Raw genomic sequence first — 17,293 nt, forward strand, 5'->3', positions numbered from 1 at the left:
CCTGTATCATGGCCGTTATTGCTTGATAGTTCGGGTTTACCGGGACCCCCAGAAGCATTCGCCACGATGTTGCTTACCTCCGCTTTCGCCGTACCCGTGTTCCCTGCTGCATCAACGAATTCGAATGTGAAGATGCCATTCTCCTTAAACGTATAGCTATCTGCTCCCTCATTGTTCGTTATCGTAACCGGCTCACTTGCCGTCATTGTAGCGATGACCTCTTGTTTGGTCGGTTCCGTAGTGCTGTATACAATTGATGCCGTTGGTGTAGTCTTGTCTATGCGGAAGGTGATTTTCTGGTTTGCCTCCACATTTCCTGCTCGATCCATCGATCGATACAGTAGGGTATACATACCGTCTTGTTCAAAAGTCAGTGGAATCGTGTACGGCAGCCATATTTTCCCGCCATCTAAACTGTATACCACGGATGCTACACCGGACTTGTCATCGGTTGCGCTCAGTGTCGCTTGTACGCTGCTCATATACCAACCGTTACGTTCCGTCCCTTCGAGTGAAGCGATCGTCGTCGGAGGGGTCATGTCAGTAACAATCCACTGCATGGAACGAAACTTGGAAGATAACTTCCCGTCGCCGATTCCTCCTCCCCATTCAATGAACCCTTTTCTGCCGGATCCGTCATTGTCATTAACAAGCAACGAGAAGCTGATGTTCCCGTTCTTCTCCGGCTTAATCGGTGCGACTTCCGACCAAGGGAGAGATAGTTCGTAGATCGTATTCTGCTCTTGATCTCTTGTAATAGCTAGCTGACCTTTGGTGATGGGTCCTTTAATCACGCCCGGAGGGGCATTCCAACTGTATATTTGCGGACCATCAGGTGTTTGAGAAATTCCGATTTCGTACCAATACGGTTCTTCACCCGGAAGGCCATTCGCAATGGCAAACTGAATGCTGTCGTTGTTCCAAATATCGGCACCCAGGAAAGAAGAATAATGCACATTGTCCTTTACTTTCGCAGATAGATAGAGTTGGTTTGTATCGTAACTGATCCAGACATTTCCGCTTAAATCTCCTGCACCTTGATAGCCTGTCATTTTGACCGTACCCTTCGACAGATCGATCGGAGATGCGCTGGCTGCCGTGTCCGGATCCAGCACTCCATCTACTGCAACAGACCTAAGGGGCACAGGATTAAATTCGGCAGATCCCGTGTAGGTATACGGATCAAAACCATCGACATTAACTGTCACTTTAATTGTACTACTAACACCAAGGCTAATGGCAGATAGGGGGAATTTCACGGAGGTAGATGCATCAGCTGGAACCGAAACATTCAGAACCTCCGATCCGGATTGGGTTCCGAATCTCCATTCCACTTTATTAATCTGAATCGGCTTGGTTGTGGATTCGTTCTTAATTGTAACCATAAGTGCTTTGCTGCTATCCGATTCATTAAGAGTAGGTCGTACCTGAACGTTATACGATGGAAGTGTCGATGCCGAACTTCTCAACAGGCCGACTCTCTCGCTCCCATTCATCAATACGCCTGTAATAAGACGAGTACCCGGTTCGTTACCACTCGGCACGCTGATTGTTTCCGTCGTTTTCTGACCGCTAGGTGTAGACACCGAATAGTGCTGTCCTTCTACAACTAGATTGAAATCAAAGTCATCGGACATCTTGTTATCCGTCTCAAGGGCGAGTGCCATCGAATCACCTACGTGTGATGACTTACTTGTTAACGTAAATGTGGAATCCTTCTCAATACCTCTAACCTCTCCTGCCACATAAAAGGGTTCATTGCTTAATGTCACAAATACGTTGCCATTATACGGCGTGTATGTGTGCGTATTTCCCATCATATCCGTGATCTGAATCGGACTCGGCGTACGTATGACGACTGGCGTCGATGTGCTTGTTGTCCATAAGACACGAACCGGTTCACCATTTTTATCGAACGTATAGCTTCGAATATCTTCTTCCGTGACATCCCGCGCAACGAACTGTACGTTGTTCAGTATCCTTGTCATAGTCGCAAAACTCGTATAAGCGGGCTTTGGCGTAAGGCTCCCTAACGGATCGTTCGGATTTCGCAAAAGGCCGAAGTTATCTTCATTAATATTTTGGATCCCGTCATTGATCAGGTCGTACCATACAACCTGATCCACACCATTTGCGATTGCAACGACATAAGCGCGAAGCAAATAATTGGCTTGGGTCTTCTCATCCACGCCGCGGGCATCAAGCTGGGTTGGCCATCCGGTCTCATTAATCCAGATCGGCTTCAGATTTCCGTTGTTGTACTTCAGAATCAAATTTTTCAAATCAGCAATCTGGGTTTCATACCCTTCCGGCGTACCGGGATATAGATAGGGATGAATCGAGAACCCATCCATATATGACATGCCGCCCAGCTTAAGCACATCTTCAATCCATTTGAGATTACCTACTGTCGATGTGCCAAGAACAGGCAGTTCAGGGTACATAGGTTTGATCGTCTCATACGTTTTCTTTAAGAGTGGATAATAGAATTCTGGTTTGGAATCGGCTGGCCCATTGCCGCGATCTCCGAAGCTGCCATAAAATTCGTTGTATACTTCAACGGCATCCATCTGGCCTTGGTAATGATCGACGTAAGCCTTCATATAATTGGCGAATCCTGTCCGCCCGGCATCTGTATAAGGGGTACTGTTATTGTCGTAATTGGGGTTAGTGTATCCGGATACATAAAGGAAATCAAAATCGTCTGAATCTAGCATATTCATGTAATAGTCCGGCTGAGGGGTAAAGGTGTAGTTCCCCTGCTGTCGCTCGATGCCAGGCCACTCATAGCCGCCCCGCACCATGCGGATGCCGGCATCCTTCATCAGCTTCACGATATCAGGAGTCATGGCCTGTGGAAAACGATGCAAATGAGTCGATACTCCGAACGGAGCATGTTCATTTCCCGTTGCATCACGAGTGGCAAGTACAGTGAATGGTGTTTTAATTAATACAGGATCGCTCCCTGCAAGATCGGCTCTGACATGCAGTGTGAAATATCCATACGTGGAATGTGGAACAGTCCATATGGCTTCGTTATGAACCGTTGGTGCCACGCCTTCCGATACAAATGCTCCTTGATAATCGTAAACAGACCATGCGACAGATGGCCTCGCCGTTCGGACTTTGAACTGAATCGGCTCACTGTTCGTATAGACATTCCCTGGACGGGTCTGGATCAGCTTCGTCGTTGGTGTCGCTGCTGTAACATACGGACCATCATTGCTCCATTGATTCTGGGCGTTTCCGGCTTCCACTTTGAACGTATAATTCTGACCGAGCTGCAATCCCGATACGGTGTAAGAAGTCGTTGTTCCATTCACCGTCCCTAAGATGCTACCATTTCGATACACCGTATAACCGGTCACGCCAACTGGGTCGGTTGCTGTGGACCATTCGAGCTGTAGACCAGACTCCGTTATATTGGTGACGCTCAGTACTCCACCACCTTGCCAACTCGGTGCATTTGCATTCGTCCTATTGGAAGAAATCTCCAGGTAGGGCTGGTTGACGATGTTCTCCCTGCTGTTGATAGAGACCGAATGGCCTTGCGCCGCCTGCTGTATCAATGCTAGGCTTGCTATACCGTCTGCAGCCTTTTGCTGTTTGACAAAGGCCGTTACATCCCATTCTTGCCAGCTTGCCGTCTTACCGACATTAGCGGAGGACAAATAATGATTGATGTCAGGTTTATTGTTCCAGGTCACTGACTGCTCTTCCCAGGTGTCGTCCTCCATGCCATACGCTTGAACGCCGATCGTCGAATTCTCTGTATCAATGGCATATACCTTTATTTTGGCCGTGCCAATCTCTCCGGTAATGGAGCTAAGATCGAATTTTAAATACGTTTGCCGATTTAAATTAATATCCGCGTTATAATTTTTGACAATGAGCTGATTAGAGGTCCCATAATTTTTACTCGCATTCCCTCCAGCATTGACATAGGTATCTTCGAGCGGATTCAACTGGACAACCGTGGGAGCAGTATTAGCAGAGGCGATAGATGACGTTACGAACATCGGTGCAGGCCATGGCAGTACAAGACTATGAAGCAAGGCTAACGACAATGTTAACCCCAAGATACGATTGGAGGCTTTCGTTGAGCTCTTATTGAACACCCTTCTCACCTCAATTATTTATTGTTAATCTACTTGATTTCACGTTCACAAACTTCAGAACTTACGTCCTCCTTATTTGTTAATTATGAAATAATACGACCCGTTCGGATGGCTTCTTCGCTAGCTTCAATGTTAGCGATTGGTCAGGCGACTCCAACGATGTTTGAACTTCATGTTCCGAGATAGAGAGCGACGACCTTCTGTCGGAATCCTCGTCCGGTCCGCAAAGCGTCAATGCAAACATGAACAACGCTTCCTTCATCGCATGGAAGTCAATCATCGAAGGTTCTCCTTTGTAGAGGACGTAATCCAAGCTAACAATCGGACCCTCTTCGTCCAATTCCCAATGAAACACACTGAATTCATCCATCGCGCCATATAAAGCCTTGACCGATAACGTCATCTCTCCAAGATACGTTTGGAATGCATCTTTGCCGATCTGTTTCCATGCAGGTACATCACCAGTACTGCCAATTTCAAGCCGGATTCGCAGATCTGACGCCGTCATTCGACCGTGGATAGGATCCAAATTCACATGTGTATCTCCGCCGTCCAGAGCGAATTGGATGCCATATAGTACGGAAGCTTGCTCCTGTACACTTGTATACACCGCCGAACAGAAGTCGTAACCGTCATGCAGCACCCGAAGCTGGATATAACTTCGCCCCTGATTTCCGGTGTGAACGTAACCCAGCAGATTTCGGCACTGCTTCCACATCACATTATGATTGAACGTGCCAAGCGTGAACTCAGAAGTCATGTACGTATAAGCCTTCCGCGTCCGGAACTCGTGATAAGGAGGCAAATCCTGCCTCAGTTCCCGCTCAACAATACTGGTGAACAGTCCATACAGCCGCTCCGGACAGACGATGCCTTGCGCATACCATTCCAGTCCATATACGAATTCGTCATTGCTTACAAATGACACGTCACCTTTACAGGCCATCTGAAGGAATGAGAGATGCGAATTACTTAGGAATGTCTGGTATGAACGGGCGTGGGGTCCGGACCATTGCTTCAGCATCGGGTGGAAATGCTCGGCAACCATCAGCCAGGTCGCCTCTAACATCTCGTTCGCCAACCGCTTGGCCTCTGCTGTATTCGAATACATCACAAGTGCGGATAGTTCCAGAATGGCTACCGTACTGTACGCCGGGCTATTATATTCGAGGAATGCGCCGGTCTGCATAGAATAATCGTATAGGCGCGTGAGTCGTTCCAAGCCATACTCGAAATAGGTGCGGTTCTTTAAGCGTTCGCCTGCAATCAATGTAACGAATGCCCCCATAATCGCAATATTCGTGTAATCAGGTCCGACATTTCTTTTGATGATGGCTTCGCAGCTATGGGAGATCGCCTGGCTTGTTAATTGCTCAAGATCGCCCGGAAGTCGGTTGCTATGACGTATCAACACTTGCAGTAGTCGCCTCCCGATGAAATCAGCCCAGTTCCAATCCGGCGGTGACATCATGGACAGGGGCTCCTCAAAGTACCATGACCATATTCCGAAGGTAGGCGAATCCGGCTGCTGATCCTGAAGGGATAGAATCGTTCGCAGTATTTCGAACGCCCGATCTTTATAAGTATCTTCATGGCAATCCAGAATGGCCAGGGCATAATCCAGAGACTCCCGGATGGGGTGAACATTTTCTACATTTCTAAGCTTCGTATGATACCCTGGACTCGTAAACGGTGTGCGAAGCAACTTGATCTCACCATTGTAATTCACATGTTTGGGTTCCAATGATTTCTTGAGGAAGGGAAGCCACTGGGTTTCCTCTTCGTGTATTCTGCTGAATTGCGTGCTCGACATGTTTTTCCTCCTTAGCTTTACCTGGTTACGGTATACTTCTGATCCTTTAGGCAATCAGAAGTATACCTACCGAGTGTTTCAACAGCGTTCTAATTCAGATTATCTTTGTTTGCGTCATACCACGCTTGCGCGAGCCTCTCCACATTGTCGCCGCCAAGACGCTTCCATTCTTTCTGTAACTCGTTCAGACCTTGTGCAGGCGTCATCGAGTTTCCGCCGGTCACAACCTTCGCTTCAATCTGTTGTGCGATCGGATTAAATGTCGCGATTAATTGGGTCAATTCCGGGAAATCAGGATTAAAAGCGATATCTCTGCGGTATTTATTTTTCATGACCAGTTCAAGCGACTTACCCTTCTCTTTGGCATAATTTTGTGACTGCTCATCCTCGGCCGCCATAGCGAGGAACGTCTCTGGACGTAACACATTATCGAGCATGATCGCATATTCAGAAGCATAGGCAACTTCATTCTTGAATTTATCCGGGTCGGTTTTCTGCCGGACGCCGTCGACCATGTTAAAGTGGACGCCTTCTTCGCCATACCTGAGCGGTTCCCAACCATCCTGCAGCATCCAATCGATAAATTGAATTGCTGATTTAATCTGATCTTCATTCATTTTGCTATTGAACGCGGTGAATACGCTCGGCGGTGCCTCTTGATACAATCCGTTTTTGCCATATTTGCTGCTGATCGACTCCAATGGAACTAGCTTTGCTGTGGGATCATTTTTTATTAAGTTATTATTCAACTCTTCGATATCCCAGTTGGCAAGGTAGATGCCAGCTTTGCCTGTCGTCAGCAGTTGACCTGAGCGCTGGAAATTCGTATCCGTGATATATTCCTTGTCGATTAATCCTTCGTCGAAGAGCTGCTTCTGGAAGGTTAACGTATCCACATACCGATCTAGCGTTCTGCCGAATTGCAGTTTGTCATCCTCGACGTACCATTGGTTCTCGCTAGTAAAAAAGAAAGCTTGATCAATCGAGTTGGAACTCACGCTTAATGCGATCGGTACGGTGTCTGCTTGACCATTACCATCCGGATCCCCCTCCTTGAATTTTCGGGCAACATCGATGAACTCTTCCACGTTTGTCGGCGCTTTCAGTCCAAGCTTATCCAACCAGTCTTGACGTATCCACATCCCGTGGTTGGCAAGCGTTTCCCGTGCGAACGACACCGCATAAATTTTTCCGTTAAAATTCAAGTAGGGCAGTAGCTCAGGATGCTTCTCTAGATACGCTTTGTACGTCGTACTATATTTGTAGATATAATCGCCAATCGGTTGGATTGCGCCTTGATTTGCCAACTGACTGATGTAATTCCGATCGTATTCCCAGATTAGATCAGGTGCTTCCCCAGCGGCGATGAGTGCATTCAACTTCGGCTGTGCTTGATTCCGCGCAATAGGAACCCATTTCACATGGACGGGTGATTTCTCATTGATCCACTTCGTCCAGCGATTATTCTCATACGTCCCTTCCTCTGTCGGCACTTTCCCACGATCAAACATCGAAATGCTGATTTCTTTCTTGTTTTCCTCATTTACTGTGGTAGCTGTGCCCGATGAATTAACCGGTTTCTCTGATACAGTTTTGTTCGAGCTGCATGCGGCCAGCATCGTCACGGACATCGTGATCACCATCATGGTCATCATGGCTTGTTTCAGCTTCTTCATCGTTTCATCCCCTTTTTCCTATTGAACTATATCAAGAGCCTTCAGCCCTGTGATATCAGTCGTCAACCCTTGACCGACCCAATAAGTACACCTTTAACGAAATGCTTTTGTAGGAATGGATACATACATAAGATCGGCGTGACAACGATGACGACGGCAGCCGCCTTCAGCGCCTCTGGTGTCAGGAGTACCTGCTCCAACGCCTCATTTCCCCCCATGTTGTTCAATAAGTTACTGTCCACCAGACTAATCATCTGATATAGCTTGACCATAACGGTCAGCTTCGTTGATTCTGTGATATACAGCATCACGTTGAAATAACTGTTCCACCAGCTGACAGCGTAGAACAGAGACAACGCCGCCAAAATCGGCTTGCACAGCGGCAAATAAATTTGTAAAAGGATCCGCCAGTCGCCCGCGCCATCGATGGATGCCGACTCCTCAATTTCCTCCGGCAAGCCTTCCATAAACGTCTTCATCACGAACATGTTATACGTACTGATCAAGCCTGGAAGCCATACCGACCAATATGAATTCATAAGCCCAAGCGACTTAATCAAAATAAAGTTTGGAATCAACCCAGCCACAAAGAGCATGGAAATTGTAATGAACATCAGCAATACGCTTCTTCCCACCAATCTCTTCCTTGAGAGCGGGTATGCTGCCATAATCGTCATTACTACGTTTAATAGTGTTCCGATGATCGTAACGACGACGGTATTTCCCAGCGCTTTGATGAGCTGTCCATCATCGAATAGCCGACCATAAGCAACGGTATTGAATTCAATTGGCCACAAGAACACTTCACCGGACGTAATTGCCCTGCTGCTGCTGAAAGAAGCCACGATTTCGTACCAGAAGGGGAATAAGGTTAACAACGAAATAACACCTAGGATTGCGTAAGCGCTTACCATTGCGAGTTTATTTAAGAGTCTTTTTTCGGTTCGTATCATTGGATCACCACAACCCCCGTTCCCCGAAAAGTCGGATCAGTCGATTGACGCTGAGAATAAGAATGACACCAATGATGGATTGAAACAAACCGATGGCCGTCGTGTAGCTGTAGTTCATGTTCTGAAGCCCTACCCTATACACATACGTACTAATGACATCGGCCACATCCAGTACGGAATTATTCTGGAGAACAAGGGTCTGCTCCAATCCGACATCCATCATTTGTCCCATTCGGAGAACGAGCAAAATGGCTATAGTACCGCGAATGCCGGGCAATGTGATATGCCAGATTTGCCGCAGTTTGGCGGCGCCGTCGATTTTAGCTGCTTCATAGAGCTGAGGATCAATCGAAGCCATGGCCGCCAGATAAAGAATGGTTCCCCAACCAGCTTCTCGCCAAATCCCTGCAAGGGTATAGGCAATAGGCCACCAGAACGAATCTGCCATAAAATAGATGCTTTCCCCGCCGGTTATTTTCTTCAATAGAAGGTTCACGATTCCCGTACTCGGCGATAACGCAGCAATAACAATGCTCCCTAGCACTGCCCACGACATAAAGTGGGGAATGTACAGCATATTTTGCACGATCCGCTTATACCAGTTACGACGTACTTCATTTAATAAGAGAGCTAGTAGTATCGGAACAGGAAAGCCGAACACCAGACTATACAAGTTAAGAACAAGCGTGTTTCTTAGAATCCTCCAAAAATCTGAGCTTGCGAAAATCATTTGAAAATGTTTGAATCCAACCCAAGCGCTGCCGAATATACCGTCCGAGAATCTGTAATTTTTAAAAGCAATGACCTCTCCGACAATGGGCACGTATTTAAACAGAAAATAAAATCCGATGACAGGCACAAGCATAAGATATAAATGTTTGTCCTGCAGCATTCTACTCCAGATCGACCGCCTGTGTGTTCCGCTTCGTACTACATGCGATCCGGCCTGCGATTTCGCTGTCGCTAACCTCCCCTTCATATGTTCTCATCCTTTCACATCATCTCGCCTCACCCTTTCGCATGAAGACATGCGACTGATGAGTGCTACGATTCAAATTGTAGGATAAGAAGCCTTAACCCGGAAAGAGACGCCTTATGCTATGAGTGACTTTTCTTACAAGATGTCGGGTCGCATTTTTTATGCTTCGTTCATTTTTTTGTGATGAGTTTCGTAAAAATCTTATTCCACGGTGATTTCGGCATTCGTATCTAGCATCCAATCCCGATGTTCCGAAGGCGTCATGCCTGTATATTTCTTAAATGCCCGTAAAAAGCTTCGAGTATTGTTATACCCAACCTCTTCGGCAATATCGTTGATTTTGCGATTCTTATCTATGAGCAAACCAACAGCAGCTTTAATCCGTGTCTCAATCAAGTAATCAATGAAGTTCTTCTCGGTATGCTCTTTGAACAATTTGCTGATGTACGTAGGAGTGAGCTCAAACTGATCAGCCAACTGTGCAAGTGAAAATTCGCTTTCTCTATAATGCTCCTCGATATAGATCAACATGGCCTCGATCAATTTATTACTGCCCCGCTGCTCCCGCTTCTCTTTTACTTTGCTTGCTATCTGCGTAAGCACGTCCAGCACGATCTGCTCCAGTACCTTCCAATCATGACAACGGTTCATTCGTTCGTGTAGATTGCCCATGCTATCTAGTACTTCGTCTGTTTCAATGCCTGTCGCAGCAATGGCCTGCAACGATTTTATCACCAGCTCATAGGATAAATGCCGGATGAGTTCCGGGGACAGACTGTTCCCAATCGCCTCCTGGTATAAGAGTGCAACAGTTATCCTGATTTTCTCGATCTCCGTGTGCCTAAGCGCTTCAATAATGCGCTCTGTCATTTTAATGAGCCGGTAATAATATTGATTATCTGAGCCGATCAAATCTTCAAATGAGATAACGGCATGGCTGCCGAACACCATGCGATATTGCAGTGCTTTTTGTGATTGCTCATACGATGTCGGAATATCCTTCATATCGAAATAACATCTACCTACCCCTGCCGTTACGCATAGTCCGAACTGATGCTTCATAATGTCCAGAATGAGTTCAAGAATCGTTAGGGCATGCAAATGGTTCTGTTCCACATCTCCTTCTGCGAAGCTAAAAATAATGGCAGATCTACCTGAACCTAAATCGATTGCAATGCCGGCGGTCTCCATATTGATCAACTCTTCGGCGACATTACAGAACACATAGGTATATAGCGTCTCATCCTTGGAGCTCATACTGCCTTCTTTCTCAATCTCAGCTGTACAGACGACAAACATGCTCGGATGCAATGGAAACCCAGTAAATTCTAACTGGATGCTTACGGACGAATACTCAGTTCGATAACCCGCTAACATATCCATCACGATTCTCCATTTCAGGATCGGCTTGGAGTCCCGAACTCGCTGCTCCAACTGCTCGCGATCCATGAACATTTGATCAAATACCGTCTCTAAATAATCAAGTCTGGCGGCGTGCTCCGGCTTCATTGGTTTGAATGCGCCAGTCATTTTATTTGCCAAGCGATCCAGCGGTCTAAAGGTTCGACGGTTCACGTAGAACAGCACGGATAATGCGAGTACGACCATCAAGACAACAATCCCGATCATAAGATTTCGAATCGATGCTAATGGATGGTACAACTGAGTCTCAGGAATAATGCTTACAATTCTCCAACCCGTATAATTGGACTTCGTATAGAAGATGGACTGCTTGCCTCCATTCCATTCGACTGCGAATTGCCCACTCCCCTTCTCACCTAGTATCCGGTTGATGTAAGGAATGTCTGTCATATTCTTATATAATTGTGATTTGTCATCATGCGTCACGATGTTCCCTTTGTCATCGATGATGAACGTATGTATTCCTTCTTGATTGCCATCGAACACATCGCTAATCATGCGGTAGAGTACCTCTTCATTAATATTGACAGCTACAAGACCTTTCCGGTAAGCCGGACTACTAATTAGCGGATAGGGTCGGATTAATGTGACGACATCCTGAATTTTCTCCCCATCCCATATCTTGTGCGTCGCGATCCACTTCGTATAACCATCCATATCTAGATAACTTCCTAACCAATGATCTTCTGACTCGTTTTTGTTGATATAAGCTTTATCCGTTAATACATCACCGCTCGTATTCGAGTAAATAAAGACGGAGGAAAATTGATTGTTGGCATGAACCATCGTTTTCAATTTGTTCGATAAACCGAAGAAATTCGCATACTTCTGTGAGACATCATCGTAACTGTCATACATGAAATACACGTATTCAAGTTGTTCAGATAAATTCAGCAAATCTTTCTCTGTTGAGCGAAACACGAGTTCGATCTTATCGTCGATCTGCTTGAGTAGCGCAATATGTGTATCTTTCAAATCGCTACGCAGACGTCCTACCATCCCGAAATAAGACAAGCTAAAGGTAAGGATAATAACGATGATAAAGATCGATCCATAAATCATCATAACTTTCCCCGAAATACTTAAGCGCATAACATATCCCTCCCTCAGCAGATGATTGGATGTCATTCATTTCGTCGTGAATTCCTATATCACTCTTTAAAATTCTAGAAATAGAAAAACTCCCTCCTGTTCCATCGTTTCTCTCTAGTTAAGAGCCTTGATGGACAAAAGGGAATCTATCTTGATTACGAATTCGTTGTTTGCGTGGTCAGATTACCGTACCAGTATTATTTGACTTCCGCCTTTCACTTCAATGACTTCACCATTCACTTCCAGCCATATCGAATGATAAGAGGGATTGTATACAAGATCCATCGCAGCAGAAAATCGTAGGCTCTGATAGATTCGCATGTAATCTACGATTTCGATGTTCGTCGCGTACCATATATCCTCACGACCACTAACCGATTCACAAAAGCTCTCGATTAGTTCCCAATTACTGTCTTGATCGAACTCGTAGCTGTGTCCCCAGATATACATCAAATAAAGATGCTGTCTTCGACCAAGCTGCTTGAATGTCTCGGTCAACGCAAGAAGGTTTTGGTTGTGGTGACAGGTCGGGTTCCACGCGAAGTAATCATCTGGCAGGTGAAAATTCCCATGACTTAGGACGTTTCTGGCATATTCGATCCCGAGGTGTGGGAGCATCTCTTGGATCTGGCGGTTGAATGAACCGTTGGGATAGGAAAACCCTCTGATCGGGTAGCCTGTGACTCGTTCTATAGACTTCCTGTCTTCAATTATCTCACCAACGATTTGCTCCCTTGAACATCGTGTTAGTGTCGGATGCGTAACCGTATGCACCGCGATTTCATGGCCTTTGTACAGATCCTTGACTTCTTCCAAAGGAATTCGTTCGTGATGTCCGGCCAGGCCTGAATTTAAATGGAAAGTTCCTTTAATGCCATATTGATTGAATAAGTGCAACAATCGTCTATCGGCTGATCTTCCGTCATCATAACTCATCGTGAGTACCTTATGTTTCCCCTCAGGGAACGTCAGTTGTACATTAGGCATAGAATTTTCCACAATCTGCGTGTGCGAGTGATAACAGAATAAGAGTTAGCCCTTGGCCATACAGGGTCGGAATGCACGGAATTTCATCATAGGCCGCAATGCTCGGCATCACTGGCGTTCCTCCGGATACCCCTTGTACTGTACCGTCAGGGTCAATCCGATCTATAACGCCATACAATGCCAGATTAATGGCTTTCTTGTATGAATCATCCAGCCAACCTAATCGCATACCAGCTAACCAACCCGCCGCGATGCCTGCGCTCCCGGATGTCTCCTTATAAAATTCGGATTGATCCATGACGGTACTCCACATGCCAGATACCCCTTGGAAATGCCGTATTCCTGCTGCAAGCCGCTGGTATCGTTCTACAATCTCATCTGAAAATGGCGTCGTGGTACCAATCTCCTCCGCAATCCAAGGAATTGCGAGGATGACCCATGCATTCGCACGCGTCCAACGAGCGGAGGACATATGATTCTTCTCCTCATAATTCCAGCCATGGAACAATACACCCGTTGACGGATCCTGAAGCACACGTAAATGGCCAAGTAGTTGGAATTCCGCTTCTATCGCGTATTTGCGATCACCAGTTAGCTTTGCAAGTCGAGCCAGAAAGAGTACGGTCATAAATAAGCTGTCCGCCCACACTTGTTCGGAAAACTGAACATTCTCCGTGACTGTATGCTCAAAAGTACCTTCCCGCGTGCGTGGTGCTTCCGTTAGCATCCAATCCCCGACATTGAGCGCGGTATCCATGTACCAATGTTCGCCTCCCAGCCGATACAAATCCGGGAAGATCGCATACGGCGCCATGGAATTGATGACATTCACTTGCTCACTCAATTGTTTATTTCGAGCCGTCCATTGAAGCAAATATTCGATGGCTTCATGATTGTTCATTAATTTGCCGTAAGCCAGAATTGAAATGACGCCGACGCCCGGAACCCAATCCCAGCTATCGATACCCATTCCCCAATCATTCGTCGTCTTATCGATCATCCGATGATAGACGCGATCCGCTAGTTCAGCTAGTTCATCTTTTCCCAACATCTAGACCCTCTCCCCTGAACAAGAATCATACTTTTGTTGTTCCCTTTCAAAAGGCTCTATTGTAAATGTAAAGGATATCCCCCCCCTCAAAACTTGAGTAAATGTTCAGGTTTTTTGGGGAATTTCCAAAATAGCAAGAGAGCATTGGAATAACACATGGTAATATTCACTTACTGCGCATCATTCCTTTTGGAACAGAAGCGCATATCATGGGTTTGTTTTTCCGTGACAGGTTTATTGGACAAAACAAGATATTTTTGCCTGGAAGGTGAGGGCAAGCTGCTAGTTGCGCCGATCGCATGTATTCTTTACATCCTGGCTCCATTGTCATCATCAATTTATTACACTTGATAAGCCGATACCTTCAAAACAGCACTTTTTTCATAAAACGTTCGGATTGCCGCTGTCTCTACCTCCGTCAGTTGCTTTAGCGGCTGCCTTGCTCTGTACGAGCGGATAATGCCCTGTGCATAGCAAATATACTTCTCATAAGGGATCACATCGAAAGACACCATATTCGCAATGACCTCATTCGCCTCGCCCTGCAGTTCTGAAAGACTTGACCAGTTCCCATGTTCCGCTTCTTGATACATCTGAACGAATAACGGAGCCATCATATTATAGGTGCTGCCTATAGCGCCGTCGGCTCCAGTGAGCGCGCCAGCCGCATACACCTCATCATGTCCGTTAAAGATTAGAAAGCGGTCTCCGCAGCGGGCACGAATTTGCTGCATCTCGAACAGGTTGAGGGATGTGAATTTGACGCCGATGCATTGGGGATACTGGGCCATCTCTTCGTAGAAATCCATCGATAATTGGACGCCTGTCGCTCCCGGGTAATGATAGATAAGCATCGGCAGCGGGACAGCGGCCATAATTGCAATATAGTGTTCCTTGATCTGTTCAACTGTCGTCTTGTAATAAAACGGCACCACTGCCGACATCGCATCGACGCCCTGCCGTTCGGCATGACGCGCCAACTCGATCGAAGCTTCCGTACCTATGGCTCCGACGTGGGCAATGATCGTTGACTTCCCCTCCGCCGCGCGGACGACTGTCTCCAGCACCTCTTGCCTCTCCACCGTATCCAGGATGAAGCCCTCACCAGTACTTCCGCCTACATAAAACCCTTTAACGCGCTGGCTTTGCAAATGTCGAACTAGACGGGCAAGTGACTCATGATCAATACTACCGTCATCGTGCATCGGCGTAATAAGCGCGGTATACACGCCTTTGAAATCATAAGAATTAGTCATCTCTATCGGCTCCTTTTTTTAAAAAAACTATCAACCCTTTACGCTCCCTGCGGTCATTCCCTCGATCAAATATTTCTGAATAAATGCGAAAATGACGATAATCGGTAAAATAACGATAACCCCGCTTGCGAGCAATCCGCCCCAGTTGGTCGAACCCATGCTTTCCATCAATTCGGCGATGCCGACCTGAACGGTCTTTGCGTCGATAGAGCTGGTTAAAATGAGCGAGTACTGGTAGTCGTTCCATCCGAGAATAAATGCATATAGTGTGATTGAAACCAACCCCGGCAAACTAAGCGGAATAATGACTGTGAACAGCGTCCGCCACTTGCCTGATCCGTCAATCGCCGCTGCTTCCTCCAGCTCGGGCGGTATGGTACGGAAAAACCCGCTCATAATCCACACACCAACAGGTATCGTCAGTGTCCCGTAAATTAAGACCAAAATCGCTTTCGTATTCAGCAGTGAAAACGCTGCCGCTATTTTGTACCAGGGAATCATGATCAACGGACCCTGAATCATCTGGGCCAGCACGATTAGCACGACGACCAGGCTAACGCCGGGTACCTTATAACGGGCCAGACCATAGCCGCTAATGCAGGCGATGGCTCCTGTAACCAGTGCGGTGATACCGCATACGATAATTGAATTGAGCAGCAGTCGGGGCAGCTGAAATCCTACATCGCCAAGCGCCCATCTGTAATGATCCCAAGTCAAATTGTCCACGATCCAGGTCGGAATCGTTGAGAACATTTCCGTGTCCGACTTCAGCGTCGTGACGATCAACCAAGCGAACGGCAGCAGCGTGAATACCATCAACAGCGCCAGCCAGACATAATTTGCCGTTCTTTGAGCAAAAGACTCTTTCATAAGTCGCACCTCGAATCATGCATCGTTGTTAGTGGTACTATCCTGCATAGTACAAGCAGGACCAAGACTCGTTAGAACATCGTTTTAATCGGGTATAATATCGTTCCTCTGATGCCTATTCTAGGTTTCGGCCGAACAGACGCGAGTAGATACCGACGAGAATCAATACTATCGCCATCGACAGCGTAGCGATGGCCGAACCTTTGCCGAGATCGAAGTAAACGAATGAATTCGTATATAAATACGTCGGCAAAATACTGGTCGAATAGCCCGGTCCACCGTTCGTCAGCGCCCATATCATTTCGAATTTGGTCCAGGAGGAGACAATACTGACAAGCCCGGTCACGTACATGATCGGCTTGAGCATTGGCAGCGTAATCCGGGTAAACCTCTGCCACGCGGAAGCCCCATCCATATGCGCCGCCTCAATCATTTCTTGGGAGATGCCCGTGAGTCCAGATAGCATCATCAGCGTAATATAGGGGAATCCCTTCCACGCCGACGTTAGCAGCAGTGCGGGCCAGACCAGTTGTTCATCTCCAAGCCAGACGATATTTTCCGAAATCAAGTGAAACATTTTTAAATAATGATTGAATAGTCCGTAATGACCGTCGTAAATCCACTTCCAGACAATGCCGATAATGACGACTGGCGATACCCATGGAACCATCATCAATCCACGCCACAACCCTCTGAACCGTATCTTGCTGAACAGAATAATTGCGGCGGGTATTGCAATCGCGAATTGAAGGGCAGTGGAACCCAGAACCCAGATGAAGCTGTTCCAGAAAATTTGCCAGAAAGCTCCGTCATTCACGAGCAGCTCCTTGTAATTGCCGAAGCCGTTGAATGACATGCCACGTCCGGAGATGAGCGAATAGTCGTACAAGCTCAGCCGGATCGTTTCCACAAGCGGATAAAATTGAAATACCACAATATAAAGGACGACGGGCGCCAGCAAAAAATACCCGAAGCCGAATTCCCGAAAAAACGCCGAAACGCGTCCCCGCTGTCGGTTGAGCGGCGGATCCTGCCTATCTAGCCTCAGTATGTCGGACATTTCTTACGCTTCCTTT

The 17,293-nt window shown here is 46.7% G+C and carries 10 protein-coding genes and 1 pseudogene; all 11 read right to left on the reverse strand.

Annotated elements, in window-relative coordinates:
- Positions 1-290: 290 nt before the first annotated feature.
- Positions 291-4,019 (reverse strand): annotated as a pseudogene (locus NSQ29_RS11455) (CBM96 family carbohydrate-binding protein); the annotation flags it as partial.
- Positions 4,020-4,197: 178 nt separating this feature from the next.
- Positions 4,198-5,931: a hypothetical protein gene (locus NSQ29_RS11460; RefSeq protein WP_341125091.1), complete on the reverse strand. Its 1,734-nt coding sequence runs from the start codon at positions 5,929-5,931 to the stop codon at positions 4,198-4,200.
- Between the two features lie 89 nt (positions 5,932-6,020).
- A complete protein-coding gene (locus tag NSQ29_RS11465; RefSeq protein ID WP_341125092.1) occupies positions 6,021-7,607 on the reverse strand; it encodes an extracellular solute-binding protein in 1,587 nt (528 codons plus the stop codon).
- A gap of 62 nt (positions 7,608-7,669) precedes the next feature.
- Positions 7,670-8,521 carry a carbohydrate ABC transporter permease gene (locus NSQ29_RS11470; protein ID WP_341125093.1) on the reverse strand — a complete coding sequence of 284 codons (852 nt, stop codon included), beginning with the start codon at positions 8,519-8,521 and terminating at the stop codon, positions 7,670-7,672.
- A 43-nt stretch (positions 8,522-8,564) separates the two neighbouring features.
- Positions 8,565-9,539, reverse strand: a complete 975-nt coding sequence (locus NSQ29_RS11475) for an ABC transporter permease (protein WP_341125094.1) — start codon at positions 9,537-9,539, stop codon at positions 8,565-8,567.
- Positions 9,540-9,740: 201 nt separating this feature from the next.
- A complete protein-coding gene (locus NSQ29_RS11480) occupies positions 9,741-12,053 on the reverse strand; it encodes a helix-turn-helix domain-containing protein (RefSeq protein ID WP_341125095.1) in 2,313 nt (770 codons plus the stop codon).
- A gap of 183 nt (positions 12,054-12,236) precedes the next feature.
- The gene (locus tag NSQ29_RS11485) at positions 12,237-13,040 is read right to left on the reverse strand and encodes a polysaccharide deacetylase family protein (RefSeq protein ID WP_076283710.1); all 804 of its coding nucleotides are present in this window, start codon (positions 13,038-13,040) and stop codon (positions 12,237-12,239) included.
- On the reverse strand, positions 13,033-14,091 hold the full coding sequence (locus NSQ29_RS11490) for a glycoside hydrolase family 88/105 protein (protein ID WP_341125096.1): 1,059 nt from the start codon (positions 14,089-14,091) through the stop codon (positions 13,033-13,035). The genes NSQ29_RS11485 and NSQ29_RS11490 overlap by 8 nt, the downstream gene beginning before the upstream one ends.
- Positions 14,092-14,432: 341 nt before the next feature.
- Positions 14,433-15,347: a dihydrodipicolinate synthase family protein gene (locus tag NSQ29_RS11495; RefSeq protein WP_341125097.1), complete on the reverse strand. Its 915-nt coding sequence runs from the start codon at positions 15,345-15,347 to the stop codon at positions 14,433-14,435.
- Between the two features lie 30 nt (positions 15,348-15,377).
- A complete protein-coding gene (locus NSQ29_RS11500; protein ID WP_076299818.1) occupies positions 15,378-16,217 on the reverse strand; it encodes a carbohydrate ABC transporter permease in 840 nt (279 codons plus the stop codon).
- 115 nt (positions 16,218-16,332) lie between these two features.
- Positions 16,333-17,277: a carbohydrate ABC transporter permease gene (locus NSQ29_RS11505; RefSeq protein ID WP_076283714.1), complete on the reverse strand. Its 945-nt coding sequence runs from the start codon at positions 17,275-17,277 to the stop codon at positions 16,333-16,335.
- Between the last annotated feature and the right edge of the window lie 16 nt (positions 17,278-17,293).

The organism is Paenibacillus sp. FSL F4-0236 (assembly GCF_038000135.1).
Lineage (GTDB): Bacteria > Bacillota > Bacilli > Paenibacillales > Paenibacillaceae > Paenibacillus_AQ.